The following is a 19,591-nucleotide window of genomic DNA, read 5'->3' as shown; positions in this document are numbered from 1 at the left end:
CAGGGCTCTCCCTGATGCAACATGGCGTGACATTAGGTTGAATTGAAAGTGAAAGGAGATGACAGAAATGAACAACAACCGTTTGACCCGTTCGACCACTGACACCTACATCGGAGGCGTGTGTGGCGGAATTGCCCAGGCCTACAACCTCGACCCAACCTTGGTTCGCGCGCTCTTCGTTATCGCAACGCTCCTCGGATTCTCCGGGATTTTGCTCTACATCCTGTTATGGGTGATCATGCCGGTTGCGTAATAAGCGCAAACTCGCTCGCTAATCTGCCGCAGCGGGCCTTATTGCAGCGGCCCAAAGCGCATGAACCGATGCCAGGTCTCCCACTCATCGCGGAGCCTGGCTGCATGGCGTGCGGGGCTTGCCACGGCGTCGATAAGCACGGCGTCCTGCATGCGCACACCGTTGTCGAAGAACAACGCCGCATGCCCCGACGCGCCATAACGCACCACCGGGACTAGGTTGAGGCCGTCGAAGGAAAGCTGCGCGTTCGGGCGTACATCAAGGCCCGCAATTGCCGCGAGCGTGGGCGCCAAATCCATGGGGGAGACCAGCTCCTTGCAGGAAGTGGCGGCGGTGTCCGTCACGCCCGGCCAAGCCAAGGACATGGGGGAAGGCCCGCCGCTTAAGGAACACACGGCGACCACGCCATGCTTGGCGACGTCGCGCAGCCGCGCCGGGTCCGCAGGTTCTTCCAGCAGGCGGAATACCGGGGCGTCCTCGGTACCTGGTGGGGAGTCGATGTCCTCGCTTATGCTGTAGCCTGCTTCGCGGAAGATATCCGTGATCCGGGTCTTAGCTTCGCGCTGCGGATACTGGCCCGTCAAGACGCTGTTGCGGGACTGCGCATAGCTGGGGGAAGGAGCCCACGCGTTGTCGAAGCGCATGCCGATGAGGGCGGCTGCAGGGGCCGTGACGAAGGTAGCCAGGGTGATATCCATGGATTCCATCCTAAGCTTGCGCCCCGAGCCGTGTGGAGAGGAAAGATACAAAGAAAAGGCCACCTTCTGCCGTGAATTCCGGCAAAAGGTAGCCTTGACCTGCGTGCCCCCAGCAGGACTCGAACCCGCGACACATGGGGTAGAAACCCACTGCTCTAATCCGCTGAGCTATGGAGGCATATCCCACATATTAGACCAGAGTGCTGGGCAGGCTGGAAGTGGGGGCGGCGCCTCTCGTCAGCCGCCTTTCACCGGCGAAAGCGGCGAGGGCTATTAGGCCTAATGTTTAGAGCAGGTTGGCATTGTCGAGGAGGGATTCTTCGCTTTCGCCGCCGACGTCGAGGATCAGGTCCACCAGTTGCTTTGCCGCAGGGGAGAGATCGCGGTCGCGGCGGAAAATCAGCAAGGCTTGCATCGGAGGGATACCCTCCGCAATGCGGCGATAGTGAATACCGCGATGGTTTAGCGCTTGCGCTGAACTCGGCAACAGGCATATGCCGATTCCGCCAGATACCAGCGGGAGGCCGGTTTGCAGCGTGGAAATTTCCTGGATTCGGCTAGGAACTGCGCCAGGGGTCTTTAGGAAAACCTGGTCGAGCAGTTCAGGCATGCCAATGAACTCAGGGTGGCGGGGCGGCAAGATCCACGTTTCTTTGGAAAGGTCTGCCAAAGAAACCGGATCCGGCAGGTGGCTGAGGCGTTCTGGAACTGCCACGCGGAATTCCATCTCGGTGGCTTCGTGGACAATGAGCTCGTCGCGATAACGCTGCGCAAAAGCCTGCGGATCAGTTGAGGGCATGAGGCCTAGGTCGATGGAGCCTTCCAACACGCGGTTTAGGGTGATGGTGGGCTCTGGGTCATCGAGGAAAATATTGACGTCAGGGGCGCTCTCAAACATTCGGTGCAGGACCTCCGGCATGAACAACCAGTTGAACTCAGGCGCCGAGGAAATAGAAACACTGCCTGCAGCGCCTTCGGCGATTTCGGATATGCGCTGGGTAGCGTCGCTAAGCAGCGTTTCAACTTTGGAGGCGATGCTGTAGAGATAAACTCCTGCTTCCGTAGTCTTCACGCCAGCGCGACCGCGGGTGAGAAGTTGGACGTTGAGTTCTTTTTCGAGCTTTCGGATGGAGAGGCTAAGAGATGGCTGAGTCATGTTTAATGCTTCAGCCGCATGAGTAAACGAACCGTGATCAACAACGGCTCGGAAATAGAGAAGCTGGCGCGAATCCATAGCTCGTGATTATGCCAAAATTTAGAGAATTATTCGTTTTAGGTAAGGCAATGGTTTCGGCGGTACACTGCGCCTATGAAAAAACAGGACGGTACTGCCAGTTCACAGCTGCATGCAGCAGGGGCTGGGAAAGAAAGCCCGCAAGGCGCCGCCGTTAAGCCCGCTAGCGCTGCTGCCGCCAGCGGCGGTGCGAAAAATGCAAAATGGTTGTACGCCAGTGCAATATTCTTTGCGGGATTCGTGGGTGGCTTCATCTCCTTGTTCTTCCTCGCGGATTCGCTTGCTGCGCTCGGTATCCCTGACCCAGGCCGCCTGACCACCTTCGGACTGCCGTTCTTCCGCGCCGTCGCCTGGCTGCTTATGGCGTTATCTGTGGGATCGTTCATGGTCTCTGCCTTCCTTATCTCGCCGCAGATCCCCGACAAAGACAATGAGCGTCTCATTGAATCTCGCCTCACCGTGGATGGGCATATTGCGGCCCGAACGGGTGCCTTTGCGGCATTCGGCGTTGCCATCGTGGCTCTTCTTGAAGTTCCTTTGGTGATGTCGGACCTCACTGGTACTCCTTTTGCCCAGGTGCTCAACCCGCAATTGATGAGCATGGCGCTGGAAAGCATTGCTACCTCCCAGGCTTGGCTCGTCACCGCAGCTATTTCAGTAGTCGTTGGTGTCTTAGGCCTAGCCTCCAGAAAATGGTCAATGCAGCCCATCGCTTTCATGGTTTCGCTCCTGCAAATGGTGCCACTCGGCATGGAGGGACACTCGGCTGCTGGCGGCGACCATGACTATGGAACGAACTCCTTGCTCTTCCACCTGTTCTTCTTGGTGCTGTGGGTGGGTGGCCTGCTGGGGCTCATCGCCCATAGCCGGCGTTTGGGCCCGGGAATGGCTACGGCGGTTCGTCGCTATTCGGTGGTCGCGTTTGTATCTATCGTGGCCATGGCGGCATCCGGCATCATCAATGCGCTTATCCGCGTGGAGTTCAGCGATCTCTTTAGCACCCGTTACGGCCTGCTCATTGTCACCAAGACGGTACTGACCATCCTGCTTGCTGTCTTTGGACTGGCGCATCGTCAAATCACCATTCCGCAGCTGGAACGTCGCCCTGAGCTGTTTAGGCGAGTGGCCTTCGTGGAGGTCCTCGTCATGGCTGCCACGGTAGGCGTAGCGATTTCTATGGGGCGCACCCCGCCGCCACCGCCCCGGGATCCGAATCTGAACAACATGCAGGTGCTGTTGGGCTATGAGCTTCTCGACGCCCCGACCGTCACCAACATTTGGACCATGTACCGCTATGACCTCATGTTCGGCACCCTCGGTCTCGGACTCGCGGCGCTTTACGGTTACGCGCTGCTGCGCTTGCGTCGCCGTGGTCTGAGCTGGTCTCCAGTGCGCACCGCGTGGTTCATGTTGGGCGCGCTTGGTCTGACCTTCATCATGAGCTCGGGCATTGGTCTCTACATTCCGGCGTTGTACTCGATGCACATGCTGGGGCACATGTTCTTGTCTATGGCCATCCCGCTGTTCTTGGTGCTTGGTGCACCGCTGACGTTGGTAATGGAAGCTTTTGAGCCAGGTGCTCCCGGCAAGCCGACCATCCATGATGCGGCTGTGGCCGTGACCAAGGCCAAGGTGCTGAAGTTCCTGACGCATCCGGCAGTCAACCTCATCCAGTTCCTCGTATTCCTCTACGTGCTCTACCTGTATCCCGATCTCTATCAGGTGGCGGTGTCCGAGCACGCCGGTCACCTCATTATGAACTGGGCATTCCTCATCTCCGGTTACATCTATTACTGGGAGGTCATCGGCCCAGACCCATTGCCGTTCCGTGCGCCGACCAACCTGCGCCTGCTAGTGCTGTTCTTCTCCATGCCGCTACACCTCTTCGCTGGCGTCTACCTCATGCAGCTGCAAAGCGTGCTGGGCGAGGCGTTCTACCTGTCGCTGAACCTGCCGTGGAACCCCGACCTATTGCAAGATCAGCGCGTGGGTGGCGGCATCGCATGGGGCTTTGGCCAGTTCCCGTTGGTCATCGTCTTTGGCAAACTCTTCCTAGACTGGCTGCGCGACGACCGCGCTATAGCGCGTCGCCACGATGCCAAGGCGGAGGTTGATGGCGATGCGGACTTGGAGGACTACAACGAGATGCTGCGACGCATGAGCGAGGGCGACGCTACCGGCTTCCGGCAGCAGTAATTTCACTGAGAAACAGCGCAATCTGTGAGTAACTCTCACCAACTGGTGGGAGTTATTTGCGTTTTGTTGACGCTGCCAACTAGTTATCCACAGCTTGCAAAACTTCCTCTTGTAGCCCTTGTCCATTCGCAGTGATGATGCAGGCAGGAAGGGGCGCGGCCCTTTCCGTCATCTGAGACCCTAAGACTCTAAAAGAAAAGGAATTTAAGGACATGTCCCAGCTACCTATCACCATCACTGGTCATCTCACCCACGAGCCGGAGCTCGTCAAAGTTAATACCGACATGTACAAGACACGCCTGCGTATGGCGTCTTCGCGCCGTGTTCCCGCGGATAACACGGTAAACGGCGAGCGGGAGTGGCGCGATACTGATCTGATTTACATCGATGTTGAGATGTGGGGTCAGTTTGCCATCAACGTGAAGAAGTCCCTGCACCGTGGGATGCCGGTTATTGTCGTTGGTTCGGTGTGTTCGGACTCGTGGACCAGCCCGAACGGTCAAAACAAGTTCCGCACCTTCGTGAAGGCCTTCTACGTGGGGCTAGACCTCAACCGCTACATCATTTCTTCTCGCAAGCTGGAACACGTATACACCACGGATGGCCTGGAGCCACCGGCATCGGGCGATGAGATGCCGGAGATCGATCTGGATAGGACGGCGCAGTCAAACGCTGCTCCAACAGACGCCACCACCGAGTCCGAAGCCGAACGCGATGACGAGCACGACACTGCCGCTGACCGCCGGCAGGCAGCTCGCGGGCTCGGTGGCCAGAACGCTCTACATGTGGATGCTGAGAATGAAACAAGCGAGGAAGGCGGAGCCCAAGAGCTAGAAGAGGTATCCGTATAAAAAGCGGTGGATTGCTCCTCGGGTGAGGGGAGGAAAATACCTGCGAAGGATAACCCTAACCCGGGGCGCTTTGTCCTCCCATGTGATGTACTCTTTGTTGTGTTATAAACCATTCCCAAGTTAAGCAAAGGGTGAAACATGGGCGAATTCATCTACACGATGAAAAATGTGCGTAAGGCAGTCGGCGAGAAGCTCATTCTCGACAATGTAACGATGGCCTTCTACCCAGGTGCCAAGATTGGTGTCGTTGGCCCGAATGGTGCAGGTAAGTCCTCCATTCTGAAGATCATGGCCGGCATCGACCAGCCATCCAACGGTGAAGCATTCATCGATCCGGGCAAAACCGTGGGCATCCTTCTACAGGAGCCACCACTCAATGACGAGAAGACCGTTCGCGGCAACGTCGAAGAGGGCTTGGGCGAGATCTTTGAGAAGAAGCAGCGCTTCGAGGCCATCGCAGAAGAGATGGCCACCAACTACACCGATGAGCTCATGGAAGAAATGGGCAAGCTCCAGGAGGAGCTCGACGCTGCCGATGCTTGGGAGGTCGATTCCAAGATCGAGCAGGCCATGGAAGCGCTGCGCTGCCCGCCTTCCGACGCCCCGGTGAACAACCTCTCCGGTGGTGAGCGCCGTCGCGTCGCCTTGGCCAAGCTCCTTCTCTCCGAGCCGGACCTGCTGCTGCTCGACGAGCCGACCAACCACCTGGACGCCGAGTCCGTGGAATGGCTAGAGAAGCACCTCGCTGACTACAAGGGCGCCGTTCTGGCGGTTACCCACGACCGCTACTTCCTCGACCATGTTGCGGGCTGGATCTGTGAGGTTGACCGCGGCAAGCTCTACCCATACGAGGGCAACTACTCCACCTACCTGGAGAAGAAGGCCGAGCGTCTGGAAGTTGCTGGCGCCAAGGATAAGAAGCTGCAGAAGCGCCTGAAGGAAGAGCTCGCTTGGGTTCGCTCCGGCGCCAAGGCTCGTCAGGCCAAGAACAAGGCTCGTCTCCAGCGCTACGAGGAGATGGCTGCGGAGGCTGAGCAGTACAAGAAGCTCGACTTCGAAGAGATCCAGATTCCAACCCCGCCGCGCTTGGGCAACAAGGTCGTGGAGGTCAAGAACCTGGTCAAGGGCTTCGACGGCCGAACTCTTATCAAGGACCTGTCCTTCACCCTGCCGCGCAACGGCATCGTCGGCGTTATCGGCCCGAACGGTGTGGGTAAGTCCACCCTGTTCAAGACCATCGTTGGTCTGGAGCAGCCGGACTCCGGCTCCGTTGAGGTTGGCGAGACTGTCAAGCTTTCCTACGTTGACCAGGGCCGTGAGAACATCGACCCTGAGGCAACCGTCTGGGAGGTTGTTTCTGACGGACTGGATTACATCCACGTCGGCCAGAACGAAATGCCATCGCGTGCTTACCTGTCCGCGTTCGGCTTCAAGGGCCCGGACCAGCAGAAGCCTTCCAAGGTTCTCTCCGGTGGTGAGCGTAACCGCCTGAACCTGGCTCTGACCCTGAAAGAGGGCGGAAACCTGATTCTCCTCGACGAGCCTACCAACGACCTGGACGTCGAGACCCTGGGCTCCCTTGAGAACGCCCTTGAGAAGTTCCCGGGCTGCGCCGTGGTCATTTCCCACGACCGCTGGTTCCTGGACCGCACCTGTACCCACATCCTTGCCTGGGAAGGCAACGTGGAAGAGGGCAAGTGGTTCTGGTTCGAAGGCAACTTCGGCGACTACGAGAAGAACAAGATCGAGCGCCTCGGCGAGGACGCCGCTCGCCCGAGCCGCGTGACCCACCGCAAGCTGACCCGCTAGCGTTTAACGCAAAGGACGTCCGGAAAACGGACGCCCTTTTAGCTTTTCCCTAAACCCCAACCCCAATTGGAAAGAGATTTTTAAAGAATGTCTTCTGAGAACGTGCACGCGCACACCGTTGGTGTCCGTTGGTCTGACTTCGACATGTACGGCCACATGATGAACGCCAACTACATCGAGCTGGCGCAGGAGGCCCGTTTGGCTTTTGCCATGGACCACTTCTACAAAAACGGCCTGGACATGATTGCGTTCGTGCGTCACCTCGACGCCGACTACGTTCGTCCGCTCAAGTGGGATGGCAAGAACAGCACGGTCACGGTTGAGACCACCGTGGTGCGCCTGGGTAACACCTCGTTCACCACCCGCCAGGAGATCAAGGACAGCACCGGCAACGTCGCATGCGTTATCACTTGCACCCAGGTTGTCATCGACAAGGCAACGCAGATGCCGCGTGCTATCTCTGAGGAGGAGAAGAAGATCATTCTTGAGAATGCTTTGGTTAAGCTGGACGCATAGCGTGAGCTGAATTCGAGCTCGCCGCGCATCAGTACGTCGAAGGAGGGCCTGCAAGCCATGGTCAACGAATCACTCGAATTAAGAGGTGGTGGACCTGGATTGCGGGCCCTCATCGCGCGTGCAGTGGGGCTGGACGTGGCGGCGTTAGTGCGCTTGCGCCAGCTCGACGAGAACACCGTCGACGTGTTTGTCACTACGCCATTTGAGGTGGTGGCCTCCCGCCGCGTGGAGGGCACGGTCTCCCGCGACGGGGCAGTGGTCTCTGCGAATGCTCTGCATGAGGCTTTGCTGCTTGGCGACGCCGAACCCGGCACCCTTGAGCTCGGCCCCGCTCGGGACCCTTCGTGGCCGGGCGCCCTGCCGCCAGCAACCGGATTCGTCTTGCTCGATACCCTGCCCGTTGAGGTAGTGCGGGAGCTTTCCGATAAGGGCCAGCAGCTCGCCCGCCAGTTCTCTGGACCCCTCGGCCCACCGGCGAGCCTGCTGAATCAGACCGTGGTTACCGTCACTGGTCCGGAGAACCAAGAGGTGGGAATCCCCATGCGCATGATTTTCGCCTGCACCAACCTGGGGCTTATTCCCGGCTTCGCTGCGCCGATGGATATTCCACGTCATCTACGCGTATCCGGCCTTGGCCGGTGGGTCCGCGTCGACGCCCCCTTTGGCAGTGTGTATCGCTCGACGCGGCTCTCCCTGTTCTAACCGATACCTCGTCGGCCACGGCGCTAGAGTAGCGCCCACCCCAGCAGCGCCGCACCCACGGCTACAGACCACGGCGGCGCCTTGAAGAATTGCAAAGCAACGTAGGTCGCAACCGCAATTCCGGCGCTAGCCCAGCCAGTGACGCCGTGGGTGATAATCGGGTCCCACAGCGCTGCGATCAGCAGGCCGATGACCGCGGCATTTACCGCCGCGAAGGCGGTGCGCAGCCACCTTAAGTGTTGCCACCGCGACCAAAAGTGCAGTGCGGCAAGTGTTAGCAAAGCGCCAGGCAAGAAAATCATGACCGTGCCCAACACGGCGCCGCCTACGCCGCCGTCGACCGCGCCAAGATAAGACGCGAACGTGAACAACGGACCCGGCACGCCTTGCGCCACTGAGTACCCGGCCAGGAACTCCTGTTGAGTGAGCCAGCCTGCGCCCACGAATTTATCCTCGAGCAGCGGCAGCACTACGTGTCCGCCGCCAAAGACCAGAGCGCCTGATTGGTAGAACGCGTTGAGACGGGTGATGAGCCAAGCATCGCTTAAACGTGCAGCTATGGCCAGCCCGCCGAGCAGGAGGAAGAACGCGCCCAAGCAGCCCCACGCCAGCCGGACCGACACCGCACGGAGCCCGTGCTCAGCGCCCGCTTGCTCACCGACGCCCAACTGCCCGCGCAAGATGGTAGCCCCGAGGAAACCCGCAATGAGGATGACCGCGAGCTGCCACGAGGAGCCCGCGAAGATCAGCACGAGGGAGCTCACCACCGCCAGCGCCCAGGCCACAGGTGTTTTGAGCAGCTTCTTACACATGCCGATGATGGCGTGCAGGACCACGCCGGCTGCCGCTGCCAACAGGCCAGCCAACCAGCCTGCGCCTACAGGCGAGGCAGTGGTTTCGCCGCCGACCACTAGGCCAAACACTGCCAATATGAGTGCGGAGGGGATGGTGAAGAGGAACCATGACAAGGCCATGCCCGGCAGGCCGGCGCGGTGATAGCCCACCGCCATGCCCACCTTGGAGCTGGCCGGGCCGGGCAGAAACTGGGACATGGCGACGAGATCTGCGTAGGTGGCGTCGGTGAGCCAACGGCGGCGCTCGACAAACTCGGTACGGAAGTACCCCAAGTGCGCGGCCGGTCCACCAAAAGCTGTCCAGCCAAGCGGACCAAAGGATCGGTTGACCTCTGAAAAGCCGCCTTGTGAAGTCGTCATTCTAAGGATGCTAATGGCGTGGGGGCGCCTTCGCTAGCTGAGGATGTAAATCACATTCCCATCAATCAACTTTTTCTTTTCTAAGGAGAAAGCAATGCGTATCGCCGTCCCTAAAGAGATTATGAATAACGAGAATCGCGTGGCTCTGACTCCGCTTGAGGTGCAGACCTTGGTCAAGGATGGCCACGAGGTGTTAGTCGAAACTAGCGCTGCTGATTAGCCCTGGCGGTTGATTAGCATCTGCGCTACGCGCTCCATGTGGTCCCAGATCATGTGTCGGTAGGCTGGCGGAATGGTCTCCTCATCGATCTGGGCCAGCGAGTTGGACATGAGTTCGAGCCAACGGTCATGCGCCTCAAGATTGATGGGGTATTCCGCATGGCGCATGCGCAAGCGCGGGTGCCCGCGGTTATCGCTAAACAGCTGCGGGCCTCCCCAATATTGCACGAGGAACCACTTCAGGCGTTCCTCGGCGCCCTCCCAATCTTGGTCGGGATACATTGGGCCGATGACGTCGTCGGTGCGGACCTGGGCATAGAAACCGCCGACCAATTTGTCGAAGGTCTCCATACCGCCAACTGCTTCATACACGCTCGTGGGCTGCATAGTGTTTAAGACTCGTTTCCGGGATCTGCGGGATTAAGAGAGCTCTCGATGAATGGGTATTCGGCCTCATCCATGTCATAGAAGCTCACTCCCTGAGGATATGGGGTGTCGATGTTGTGCGCGTGCATTGCGTTGAGAATCTTCGCCTGCAGCTTGCGCTGAACGCCCCATTGCTTGCCCGGCAGCGTCTTCACGGTCACGCGGAAGGACATGTGATCGACCTCGAGGCTGGAAATGCCGTTGACGTCGGGCTGATCAAGGAGGTCGTCGCGGACGGCGTCGTCAAGCGCAGCGTCCTGGACAGCCTTGGAGATGACCTCAAATGCCTTGTCGGGATCGTTAGAAAGCGCGACTGGAACCTGCACGCGGGCCACCGAGTAGTGATCTGAGTGGTTGGCTACCTGCAGGATCTCGCCATTGCGGACGTACCACAGGGCGCCGTCTATGTCGCGAACCGTGGTGATGCGCAGGGAGATGGACTCCACGTCGCCGAAGACGCCATTGCCTAAGTCGATGGTGTCGCCGATGCCGTACTGGTCCTCCAGCAGCATGAAAATGCCGGAGAGGAAGTCCTTGACCAGCGACTGTGCACCGAAGCCAAGAGCGACACCAACCACACCGGCGGAGGCCACGAGAGGTGCGACGTTGACGCCGACCTCGGACAAGATGGCGAGGACTGCCCATACCCAGACGAAGATGCCTGCGGCGGAACGGCCCACGCTCGCGAGGGTCTGCAGGCGCGAAACGCGGCGTGCCTCGTGTGTTTTCGCCAGTGCGGTGTCCTGCTTAGCGACCTTGCGGCGTGGACGAACCTGTGATTTCAGGCGCCCGTTCTTGATGCTGTTATCGGCGAGCTTGGTGATGAGCCGGCGCAGAAGCCAGTGGGCGACCAAAGCGATGAGCAGGATGATCGCGATGCGAATTGGTTTGTCGACGAGCCACGATTGTGTGGTTTCGTTCTTCCAGAACCCAGTGACGGTTTCGACTGCTTGCTCGGCATTAGGGCTAGCTGCAAGGAGCGCGGTGCTTGCGGTGGTGGTAGGAAAACTCATGGTGCTTTCTACTCGGGGAAAAGTTCAAAGTGTACGCCGGAACCAGTCATGATTCCGTGTGACGCACGACCACACCATGGTACGGAAATTCTCAAAGCTTAAGGGAACGCTCATTGATGAGATGAATAAAAACATTGCAATCACTGTTTGGAATGGACAGCTTGGTCTAGAGTTTCTAGACATGACTGAGAACCGCGCCCCAGGCTTTTCCTCCCGATCGATTCATGCTGGCTACCACCCAGACCCCTACATGGGCAGTATTAACGTGCCGATTTACGCGTCGACTACGTTCCAGCAGGACGGTTTGGCGCAGTTGCGCGGTGGTTTTGAGTATGGACGCGTGGCCAACCCCACCGTGCGTTCGCTTGAGTTAACGCTCGCGTCCCTGGAAAACGCTGAGTACGCGCGATGTTTTTCCTCCGGCATGGCGGCGGTGGACACGCTGATCCGCATCATCGTGCGCCCGGGCGACCATGTCATCTTGGGCAATGACGCATACGGTGGAATGTACCGCTTGCTGCACCACGACTATGGCCAGTGGGGTATCGAGCTATCCATCGTGGATACCACCGATGCCTCTGCCGTGGCTGCGGCGGTGCGTGAGAACACCAAGCTCATCTGGCTGGAGACCCCAACCAACCCGGCTACCAACATCACGGACATCGCTGAGGTGGTCAAGCACAAGGGCAACGCTCAGATCGTTGTGGACAACACCTTCGCTACTCCTTACCTGCAGAACCCGCTGGATCTCGGCGCGGACCACATCCTGCACTCCACCACGAAGTACTTGGGCGGACACTCTGACGTGCTGGGCGGTGCCGTGGTGACCAATTCGGCGGAGATGGACGAGCGCCTGCTCTACTTCCAGGGCAATGTCGGCGCAGTGTCCTCGCCATTCGACGCCTACCTCACCGTCCGTGGCATCAAGACCTTGTCCGTGCGCATGGACCGCCACTGCTCGAATGCGCAGGCCGTGGCCGAGTTCCTGGAATCCCGCCCTGAGGTCAAGCAGGTCCTGTATCCGGGTCTTCCTTCGCACCCAGGCCACGAGCTGGCGAAGAAGCAGATGCGCGGCTTCGGAGGCATGATGTCCGTGCGCTTCCACGATGCGGAGCATGCAAAACAGGTGTGCCTGAACACCCAGCTGGTGACCTTGGCAGAGTCCTTGGGCGGCGTGGAATCCCTCATCGAGCATCCGCAGAACATGACCCACATTTCGGCGGAGGGCTCCGAACTGGTTCCGCCGGAGGATCTGGTGCGCATCTCCATTGGCATCGAGGACGTTGCGGACCTCATCGCGGACTTCGAGCAGGCGTTGGACGCGTTGCACTAGATTGTGTTGGGGCGCCAAAGCCGCTAAAGGCGAGTGCTTGGTGCCTCATTGCCAAAAGCCCCGCCCTAAGCACCCGGCCCTGGATTACCAGACCCTGAGGTTGCGTTTTATCGCGTCGGGGACTGCGGATGTTTTGAATTCTTCACGCAGCTTGGTGGTTGTGTGTTGTGAAGTGCCCTGGGTTTTGTTCCTAGGCTTTCGCCTTGATTTCCATTGTTTCTTGATTGGGGTGGTGTTCTGCGCATATTTACCAATACGCGGACTTGACCCAGCCAAGTGTTTTCTCACGTGAGGTGCGATAGATCACCTCACACAATTCGTCAAACTATTGCCCACAATTTGGACAGTATGTAACCTCGGAAGTAATTCGGCCCTCTAGAGATCGGGAACACTATGAAAACTCAGTCAAAAGCACTGACTTCACTAGCTTCCATAGCTATCCTTTTTGCTAGTCAGGGACTAGCCTCCGCTGCAGAAAAGGTCGATCCTACAACCCCTCAAGAGTTCCAAGAACAGACCGTTGCGGAAGGAACAGTCACCCCGGAGGTTCTGGATCAAGCTTTTGAAGAACTGATCAACTCGGATGTTCCCCGAACTGTAAATGATGACTCCACCGTAACCTTCGACCTCGAGCACATGGATCTAACGTTAAGGGATCCACATGCCATCACCCCCTATGTGAGCGGAGGGAAAGAAAACGGGGGATTCTGGGTAGAGTTCACCCCTCTTGAGCAGGATATGATCATCAGCGGATCGGGGTTTGCCCTAGGGGCCGCCATCTGCGCCATTCCCGGTGTCGGGTGGGCTGCCTGCACCGTCGTTGGAGCCATCATCACTGGGGCAACAGTAGTCCTCAGTCACCACAAACGCTGCAATAATCGCTTAAAAGCCCATTACACGTGGGCCGGAATAGTCCGAGGCATCGAGTGTACTTAACGATCAAGTGTAAAGAGGACTAATGAACAGACATAAAATATCTCCCAATGCGATTGTCGTTGCACTATTTGGGCTGGCAATTTCAGGTTATGTCGCCATCACAAACAAGTCGATCCTCGGATTTTTCATCCTCATACTGCTCACTATAGTTGCAGCGGTACTGGTCAATCGCGTCAAAAACAATCATCAGGAATAACCAGTGAGTAAAGTCGTCAGCCGGCGGTTGCATCCGTTAGCGTGGTGTACGAGTTAGTTCTTGTGATGGGCCCCGAGGACAAATAGGGCGACCATCATGGGTACCTTTCGAATCAACTTCTACCTATCCTCGAAAAGGACGCCGGGCGTGACCCCTGAAAAGTAGACAAGGTGAGTGGCAGTAATGCTGCCTTGGTCAGTGTAATAGATTGGGCTTCAAAGACATCGGGCGATACCTGTCCGCATCATGAGTGTCGGCGCTGTGTGTTGTATCTGATGCACCACCGAAATACCTCCCGCCGGCATTGCAGCGGATTGTCGAAGACTTTCCTATTGCGCAGGACTTCTCTTTTCATCGTGGAATTAAATGACTCTGCTAACGCATTATCTGCACTGGTACCGATAGCACCCATGGACTCGATTACGCCAAGTTCCTGGCATCGTGTGCTAAACGCTGCTGATGTGTACACCTTGTGAGCCGTGGTCCGAGTGATAAATTGGGCCCGCCTTTGTCCTTGCGGGACAGTCCAGCGCTGCGCATCAGCCGGGCTGTGTGCTCGCGTCCAATGTTAATGCCCCGGCGGCGCAGCACGTGCCGCATCTTCTGTACGCCGTAGACGTCGTAATTTTTGGAAATGAACGTCGTGACTATGCTCCACGAGGGCAGCGTCGCGAAGACTGCGGGCGCTTAAGCCCCGGGCCTTGGATTGGCGGTATCCACGCGAGCTAAGAAAGATGCCTTCGCGATGCGTGTTTAACGTCTGGCAGATGATCTCGACGCAGCTTGGCGGCCTCTGCCACAAGGTCCTCAGGCAACCGTTCGGTAACGCGTCCCTCACGTCGAGCGGGCTTGCGTCCATTGCCCCGCTGTGTGCCATGATCTTGCAGGCTGCCTGCGTCGAAATACTCTCCGCCAGAATGCGGTCTTCCACGAGGCGGACCACACGGTCTTTTGCCTCCTGATCAAACTTCTTCGGCATGTTCGAGAATTTTCCCATTTACTCAAACGGAACAAACCGAGGGCATTTTACGGTAAGACCGAAGGAGAAAACCCAATATCAAAGGCCGCCCAACGTCGCGAAAGAAAACCAAGAACTGCGTAGGGCCTACCTCAGCTTTTAAGCGAGGCGTAATAGGCGGCGTATCGGCTGCATCGACACCATGGATCATGGAACTGAGTGTTTCTAGCGACGGAGAATTATCACCGAGAACCCGAAGGATCCCTGCCCAAGTCATACCCTCGTCATAAAGTTTCTTCACCGTAGGGCGAAGAGCTCTTAGTCGAGCCGGAGAAAGCTGCTTTCTAGTCATAGACATAACTCAAGGTTTTCTCCGTGCACTGGCCTACAAACCAGCACACGACTCGCGCTACACGAGGTCTCATAAAAAGTCCGCAGTCCCTCGTCAAGCGCGTGCGAACGCGACCTCAAGGTCTGCTTTTGCGTGGCTGGGTGTTTGCTAAGGGGCCGTGATTACTTCGCCGCGCGACGCTGACGAGCGAACTCAGAGAGCACGGCACCCGCAGCAACGGAGGCATTCAAGGACTCAACCCAGGCGGTCATCGGAATGGACACGATGACGTCGCAATTCTCGCGCACCAAGCGGGAGATGCCCTTTCTCTCAGAACCGATGACGATGACCACAGGGTCCTTGCCACCGGTGTAGGTATCGAGGGTGTGCTCGCCGCCAGCATCAAGACCCACGACCTGGTAACCCGCCTGCTGGAACTCCTGCACCGTACGGGTCACGTTGGTCACGCGCGCCACTGGCAGGCGAGCCGCGGTACCCGCGGAGGTACGCCATGCCACCGCAGTCACCGAAGCCGAACGACGCTCCGGAATGATGACGCCGTGGCCGCCGAACGCAGCCACCGAACGGATGACGGCGCCCAAGTTGCGCGGGTCGGTGATGTTGTCGAGGATGACGAACATGCCCGGCTCGCCAGCGTCCTTCGCGCGGTCCATGAGCTCGTGGAAGTCCGCGTACTTGTACGGCGGAATCTGCAGGCCGATGCCCTGGTGCATACCATTGCCGGTCATGCGATCCATCTCGTGACGCTGAATCTCAAGGATAGGAATGTTGCGGGAATTCGCAATGGCCACGGCCTCCGACAGGCGCGCGTCGTTGCGGGTGCCCTGCACGATGTACAGCGAGGTAGCAGGCACCTTTGCGTGCAGACACTCCACGACCGGGTTACGGCCGACGACCATCTCCGCCGTCTCCTTCTGGTGGCGGCCCGAGTTGCGGCGCTCGCGCTCCAGCTTGGCCTTGTGCTTCGCGTGGTAGACGCGGTCCTCTGCCTTAGGCGTTGGTCCCTTGCCCTCAAGGCCCTTCTTTACCTGGCCGCCACTGCCTTTAGTAGCGCCTTTCTTGTTGGTCTTGCGGATGCCCGCGCCGCCGCGGCCGTGTGTACGTGCCATGAATTCTCCTTAGGCTAGCGACCAGGTGGGGCCGTCAGCAGTGTCAGTGATGGTGATGCCAGCGGCGGCGAGGCGGTCGCGGACGGCGTCCGCAGTTGCCCAATCCTTCTCCGCGCGGGCTTGGGTGCGGCGTTCCAGTTCCGCTTGGACGAGGACGTCCAGCGCTGCATCCGCATTGCTTGTCGACGTCCCATCTTTCCACTGTTCATCCAACGGATCAAAGCCCAGCACCGCGGCCATGGCGCGCACGGACTCAGCCGCCTTGCGGGCCTCGTCTGCAGACCCTTCTGCCAGCGCCTTGTTTCCGGCACGGACCGTGGTGTGGATTTCGGCCAGTGCCTTCGGCACGGCGATGTCGTCGTTCATCGCGTCCTCGAAGCCCTGGGTCCAGTCTCCTACAACGAGGTCGTCGAACTTGTTCACGAAGTCCTCGATGCGGCGGTACCCGGCAGCGGCCTCGGTCAATGCCGCCTCGGAGTATTCCAGCACGGAGCGGTAGTGCGCGGAGCCGAGGTAGTAGCGCAGCTCGACCGGGCGGACGATCTCCAGCATGTTGTCGATGGCCAGCACGTTGCCTAGGGACTTCGACATCTTTTCGCCGGCCATGGTCACCCAGTGGTTGTGCATCCAGTAGTTGGCGAACTTATCGCCCGCCGCGTGCGACTGTGCTACCTCGTTCTCGTGGTGCGGGAACTGCAGGTCAAGGCCACCGCAGTGGATGTCGAATTCGCTGCCCAAGTAGTAGGTGGACATAGCCGAGCACTCCAAGTGCCAGCCTGGGCGGCCTTTGCCCCACGGGGTGGGCCAAGAAGGCTCGCCGGGCTTGGCGCCCTTCCACAGGGCGAAGTCCTGCGGACCGCGCTTTCCGCGCGCAAGCGCCTCTTGTCCCTCGCCTTGGTCCATATCCTCGACGCGGTTGCCGGATAGGGAGCCGTAGTCAGAGCCCTCTGCAGCGTTCCAGGCGGTCACATCAAAATAGACCGAACCAGCGCCGTCTACCCCCGCGGTATCGTCAGGTACCGCGTAGGCGAAGCCGGCGTCGATAAGCCGCTGCATGTAGTCCACCATCTGGGTAACGAATCCCGTGGCGCGTGGCTCTACCGATGGCGGCAGGACGCCCAGGGTGTTGTAGGCCTTGGTGAACTCGCGCTCGTAGGTGGAAACCCACTCCCACCAGGGGCGACCGTTGTCTGCGGCCTTGTTGAGAATCTTGTCATCGATGTCGGTGACGTTGCGGACGAAAGCCACGTCTAGGCCCTGCGCCATGAGCCAGCGGCGCAGGATGTCGAAAGCTACGCCGGAGCGCAGGTGGCCGATGTGCGGCTGGGCCTGCGGGGTGGCACCACACAAGTAAATCGAGGCATGCCCTTCTTTTACGGGCACGAAATCGCGCTGGGTGCGGGTGGCGGTGTCAAAAATGCGTAGGTTACTCACACGAACCATTCTAGGCTATGGGCTCTTGGCTGTTTGCGGTTGCTTTAAGACACAGAGTTGCGCCTTCCACGCGCGCCTTTCCCGGCAGATATCCAGCCCTGGAAACCAAGACCTCCTGTTCGCTTTCGCCCACGCTTTCCGACGCCGCGCTTTTCACCAGGGAGCTGCATTTCCAGGGCTGGGTGATTGTGGAGGGAGGGGTGGCTGAGCGTCGGACGCGGTGGGGGGCTGGGCCTAGTGCTCGGCGCGGAGCGCGGCGGCGAGGAGCGAGCCAGCGGTGCGGTCGGTCTCCTGCAACATGAGCGGGTCGGTTCCCGGCATCGGGGAAATCGTGGTGTCAGGCCACTGTGAGTAGGTGGGGATGCCGATGACATGCAGGCGCGGATCGGTGCTGCCGTCGGGGCGAACAACCTTGCGCTCCCAGGTGGTCTCCGGGGAGCCCGTGGCGTTGCCGTGGTCCACGAATGGACGCACGCGCTTCTGCAGGGAAACCGCGAGGAAGTCTGACGGGCGGCGCACGTCGGGGGAGTGCATCCACGCATCGATGAGCCAAGGGCTGGTGGCCGTGCGCTCGCCGGAAGTCAGCGTGAACTCAGCATCGGTCCAGCTCAAGGCGGGGCGGCCGCCGAGGAAGGTGGCCAAGCCGGCGTCGACGAGGGCGAGCAGCTGGCGGGTGCGGAACAGCGGCGGGCCGGAGCCGACCATCTGGCCAAAGGCCATGAATTCCTTGTAGTTAGTGGTGCGCGATTCCCAGGTCATGCGGCCCTCAGAGCCGGCAATCGAGGAAGGCTTGCGGGCCGCGGAAATGGCCCACAGCGCGGCCTTCAAAGGGGAGTCGGCAGCAGCGACTGCTTCCACGATGTCGCGGGCAAGTCCCTCAGCGATGTAATCGGTGAGCTCTTCGACGGTGGTGTCGGCGAAGTCAGCGAGGGGATCGACCCAGTGTGCCAAGTCGAGTGGCTCGGAAGAAACGCCCTCGAGTGCTGCGTTGAGCTCGCGGGAAAGTCCCACGACGTCCTGTGCGGAAAGCTTCGCTGCGTCGATACGGGAGACAATCTCCGTGAGTGGAACCTGCAGCGCATCTGGGCTAACGCGTGCCTGGGTCTCGTAGTACTCGGCGTAGGCATCGCGCACGATGTGTGGCAACAAGTCGCGGCCGAAGTCCACCTCGCGGCCTTGGACCAGTGCCAGCTGCTTGCGGAAGCGCACCAGCTCCGCGCGCGGCGGCAGTGCGTGGTACTCGGATTTTGGGATGTAGGGGTAGCCGCGGCCGGAGGAGACCACGAAGTGGGGTTCGTTGCCGGATGGCTCGTAGCGCAGGCCCGAGCGTGTGGAGTTATCGGTGTGGAAGACGCCGCCGCGGTCGATGGTCAGGAGCGCCATGATGTCGAAGAAGCCCATGCCTAGGCCGCGCACCAGCACATCCTGGCCCGCCGGCACCTCGGAAATGGGCTGTTCAACTGGGTTGTTGGGGCGTACCCAATGCAGCTGGGAGGAGACCTCGGCCAGGTGCTGCTCAGAGTCAGTTAGACCGGGAACCTGCCAGCCGTAGGCCAAGGCGGTGGCGTCGCTTGCAACGTGGGAGCCGTCGGCAAGATCGATGACGTCGTGGCCCTCAGCCTCGTTTACAGCTACTGCGCGCGAGGAGTGGTTGACCACGGTCACGGTCTTAGGCAGCTGTGCCAAAGCCACCTCGAAAGCCCAGCGCAGGTAGGCGCCGTAAAGCGCACGCGATGGGTTGGACTCGGGGCGGGTGGCCTCGATTTCGGCGCGGAAGGACTCGTCGATGGTGACGGGGTGGGCGTCGAAAAGTGCCTGCTTAGTAGGGGAGATGCCATCTCGTTCACCACGCAGGAGCTGGATCCACTCGTACTGTATGGGGCCTTCCAACACGGGGGCCGTCATGGTGGACTCGGGCTCGGTGAAGAGGGTGACCGCGCCTGCGAGGGTGTTCATGCACAACGTCTGGGTTTGTTCGGTATCCCAGATGCGGCCGGCGCCGAGCTGCGCGTCGTCGATGAGGTGCAGCGTGAGGCGTGGGATCTCCGCAAGCGTGTGCAGGTGAGCGGCGAGGCGCTCTACGACTGATATGCCGCGTGGGCCCATGCCCACGATGGCGATGGATGGCGTGGATTCATGCGA

General features: G+C 59.4%; 18 protein-coding genes, 1 tRNA gene and 1 pseudogene. 10 read left to right on the top strand and 10 right to left on the bottom strand.

All coding sequences use genetic code 11. The features are described from left to right. Window positions 1-67 precede the first annotated feature (67 nt). The gene (locus tag HMPREF3153_RS09610) at window positions 68-253 is read left to right on the top strand and encodes a PspC domain-containing protein (protein WP_034657383.1); all 186 of its coding nucleotides are present in this window, start codon (window positions 68-70) and stop codon (window positions 251-253) included. A gap of 38 nt (window positions 254-291) precedes the next feature. On the opposite strand, the gene HMPREF3153_RS09605 is transcribed toward HMPREF3153_RS09610, so the two are convergent. The 3 genes from HMPREF3153_RS09605 to HMPREF3153_RS09595 form a co-directional block, all read right to left on the bottom strand. Further along, complete coding sequence (locus HMPREF3153_RS09605; protein WP_049192600.1) at window positions 292-951, bottom strand: alkaline phosphatase family protein; 660 nt, start codon at window positions 949-951, stop codon at window positions 292-294. Between the two features lie 104 nt (window positions 952-1,055). Continuing rightward, window positions 1,056-1,129: transfer RNA gene (locus HMPREF3153_RS09600), tRNA-Arg, on the bottom strand. A gap of 108 nt (window positions 1,130-1,237) precedes the next feature. Beyond that, window positions 1,238-2,185, bottom strand: coding sequence for a LysR family transcriptional regulator (locus HMPREF3153_RS09595; RefSeq protein WP_070420682.1), 948 nt, complete (start codon window positions 2,183-2,185; stop codon window positions 1,238-1,240). A 75-nt stretch (window positions 2,186-2,260) separates the two neighbouring features. Here HMPREF3153_RS09595 and HMPREF3153_RS09590 point away from each other — a divergent pair, with 75 nt between their 5' ends. The 5 genes from HMPREF3153_RS09590 to HMPREF3153_RS09570 all read left to right on the top strand — a co-directional run bounded on the left by HMPREF3153_RS09590 (window position 2,261) and on the right by HMPREF3153_RS09570 (window position 8,259). After that, entirely contained in the window at window positions 2,261-4,381 is a 2,121-nt protein-coding gene (locus HMPREF3153_RS09590; RefSeq protein WP_005531032.1) for a bifunctional copper resistance protein CopD/cytochrome c oxidase assembly protein, read from the top strand. A 212-nt stretch (window positions 4,382-4,593) separates the two neighbouring features. Further along, on the top strand, window positions 4,594-5,232 hold the full coding sequence (locus HMPREF3153_RS09585) for a single-stranded DNA-binding protein (protein ID WP_070420681.1): 639 nt from the start codon (window positions 4,594-4,596) through the stop codon (window positions 5,230-5,232). 138 nt (window positions 5,233-5,370) lie between these two features. Then, window positions 5,371-7,041: an energy-dependent translational throttle protein EttA gene (gene ettA, locus HMPREF3153_RS09580; RefSeq protein ID WP_005531027.1), complete on the top strand. Its 1,671-nt coding sequence runs from the start codon at window positions 5,371-5,373 to the stop codon at window positions 7,039-7,041. An 87-nt stretch (window positions 7,042-7,128) separates the two neighbouring features. After that, the gene (locus HMPREF3153_RS09575) at window positions 7,129-7,557 is read left to right on the top strand and encodes an acyl-CoA thioesterase (protein WP_005531026.1); all 429 of its coding nucleotides are present in this window, start codon (window positions 7,129-7,131) and stop codon (window positions 7,555-7,557) included. A gap of 57 nt (window positions 7,558-7,614) precedes the next feature. Beyond that, on the top strand, window positions 7,615-8,259 hold the full coding sequence (locus tag HMPREF3153_RS09570; protein WP_005531009.1) for a DUF8185 domain-containing protein: 645 nt from the start codon (window positions 7,615-7,617) through the stop codon (window positions 8,257-8,259). A gap of 23 nt (window positions 8,260-8,282) precedes the next feature. Here the strand turns inward: HMPREF3153_RS09570 and chrA are convergent, their stop codons facing one another. Beyond that, on the bottom strand, window positions 8,283-9,473 hold the full coding sequence (chrA, locus tag HMPREF3153_RS09565; protein ID WP_005531004.1) for a chromate efflux transporter: 1,191 nt from the start codon (window positions 9,471-9,473) through the stop codon (window positions 8,283-8,285). A gap of 94 nt (window positions 9,474-9,567) precedes the next feature. On the opposite strand from chrA, the gene HMPREF3153_RS12535 reads away from it, so the two are divergent. Then, window positions 9,568-9,693 carry a hypothetical protein gene (locus HMPREF3153_RS12535; protein ID WP_256364740.1) on the top strand — a complete coding sequence of 42 codons (126 nt, stop codon included), beginning with the start codon at window positions 9,568-9,570 and terminating at the stop codon, window positions 9,691-9,693. On the opposite strand, the gene HMPREF3153_RS09560 is transcribed toward HMPREF3153_RS12535, so the two are convergent. Continuing rightward, a complete protein-coding gene (locus HMPREF3153_RS09560; RefSeq protein ID WP_049152141.1) occupies window positions 9,690-10,079 on the bottom strand; it encodes a globin in 390 nt (129 codons plus the stop codon). The two genes, HMPREF3153_RS12535 and HMPREF3153_RS09560, sit on opposite strands and share 4 nt — an antisense overlap. Before the next feature lie 5 nt (window positions 10,080-10,084). After that, window positions 10,085-11,131 (bottom strand): mechanosensitive ion channel family protein, encoded by a 1,047-nt coding sequence (locus HMPREF3153_RS09555; RefSeq protein WP_046645581.1) that lies wholly within the window; start codon window positions 11,129-11,131, stop codon window positions 10,085-10,087. 181 nt (window positions 11,132-11,312) lie between these two features. Between HMPREF3153_RS09555 and HMPREF3153_RS09550 the strand changes: the two genes are divergently transcribed. From HMPREF3153_RS09550 to HMPREF3153_RS12765, 3 genes are all read left to right on the top strand, one after another. Then, window positions 11,313-12,464 (top strand): cystathionine gamma-synthase, encoded by a 1,152-nt coding sequence (locus HMPREF3153_RS09550; RefSeq protein WP_070420713.1) that lies wholly within the window; start codon window positions 11,313-11,315, stop codon window positions 12,462-12,464. A 393-nt stretch (window positions 12,465-12,857) separates the two neighbouring features. Continuing rightward, complete coding sequence (locus HMPREF3153_RS09545) at window positions 12,858-13,400, top strand: hypothetical protein (protein ID WP_070420680.1); 543 nt, start codon at window positions 12,858-12,860, stop codon at window positions 13,398-13,400. Between the two features lie 22 nt (window positions 13,401-13,422). Next, window positions 13,423-13,596 carry a hypothetical protein gene (locus HMPREF3153_RS12765; protein WP_005530995.1) on the top strand — a complete coding sequence of 58 codons (174 nt, stop codon included), beginning with the start codon at window positions 13,423-13,425 and terminating at the stop codon, window positions 13,594-13,596. 247 nt (window positions 13,597-13,843) lie between these two features. On the opposite strand, the pseudogene HMPREF3153_RS13050 reads toward HMPREF3153_RS12765, so the two are convergent. The 4 genes and pseudogenes from HMPREF3153_RS13050 to HMPREF3153_RS09525 form a co-directional block, all read right to left on the bottom strand. Then, window positions 13,844-14,129: pseudogene (locus HMPREF3153_RS13050) on the bottom strand (integrase core domain-containing protein); the annotation flags it as partial. A gap of 938 nt (window positions 14,130-15,067) precedes the next feature. Further along, the gene (gene rlmB, locus HMPREF3153_RS09535) at window positions 15,068-16,015 is read right to left on the bottom strand and encodes a 23S rRNA (guanosine(2251)-2'-O)-methyltransferase RlmB (protein ID WP_070420679.1); all 948 of its coding nucleotides are present in this window, start codon (window positions 16,013-16,015) and stop codon (window positions 15,068-15,070) included. 9 nt (window positions 16,016-16,024) lie between these two features. Next, entirely contained in the window at window positions 16,025-17,458 is a 1,434-nt protein-coding gene (cysS, locus tag HMPREF3153_RS09530) for a cysteine--tRNA ligase (protein WP_070420678.1), read from the bottom strand. 225 nt (window positions 17,459-17,683) lie between these two features. Then, window positions 17,684-19,555 (bottom strand): FAD/NAD(P)-binding protein, encoded by a 1,872-nt coding sequence (locus HMPREF3153_RS09525; RefSeq protein ID WP_070420712.1) that lies wholly within the window; start codon window positions 19,553-19,555, stop codon window positions 17,684-17,686. Window positions 19,556-19,591 lie beyond the last annotated feature (36 nt).

It is taken from the genome of Corynebacterium sp. HMSC06C06, from assembly GCF_001807295.1.
Classification (GTDB): Bacteria; Actinomycetota; Actinomycetes; order Mycobacteriales; family Mycobacteriaceae; genus Corynebacterium; species Corynebacterium striatum.
The sequence above is the reverse complement of the archived record's forward strand: the minus strand, read 5'-3'. Positions and strand labels throughout refer to the sequence as shown.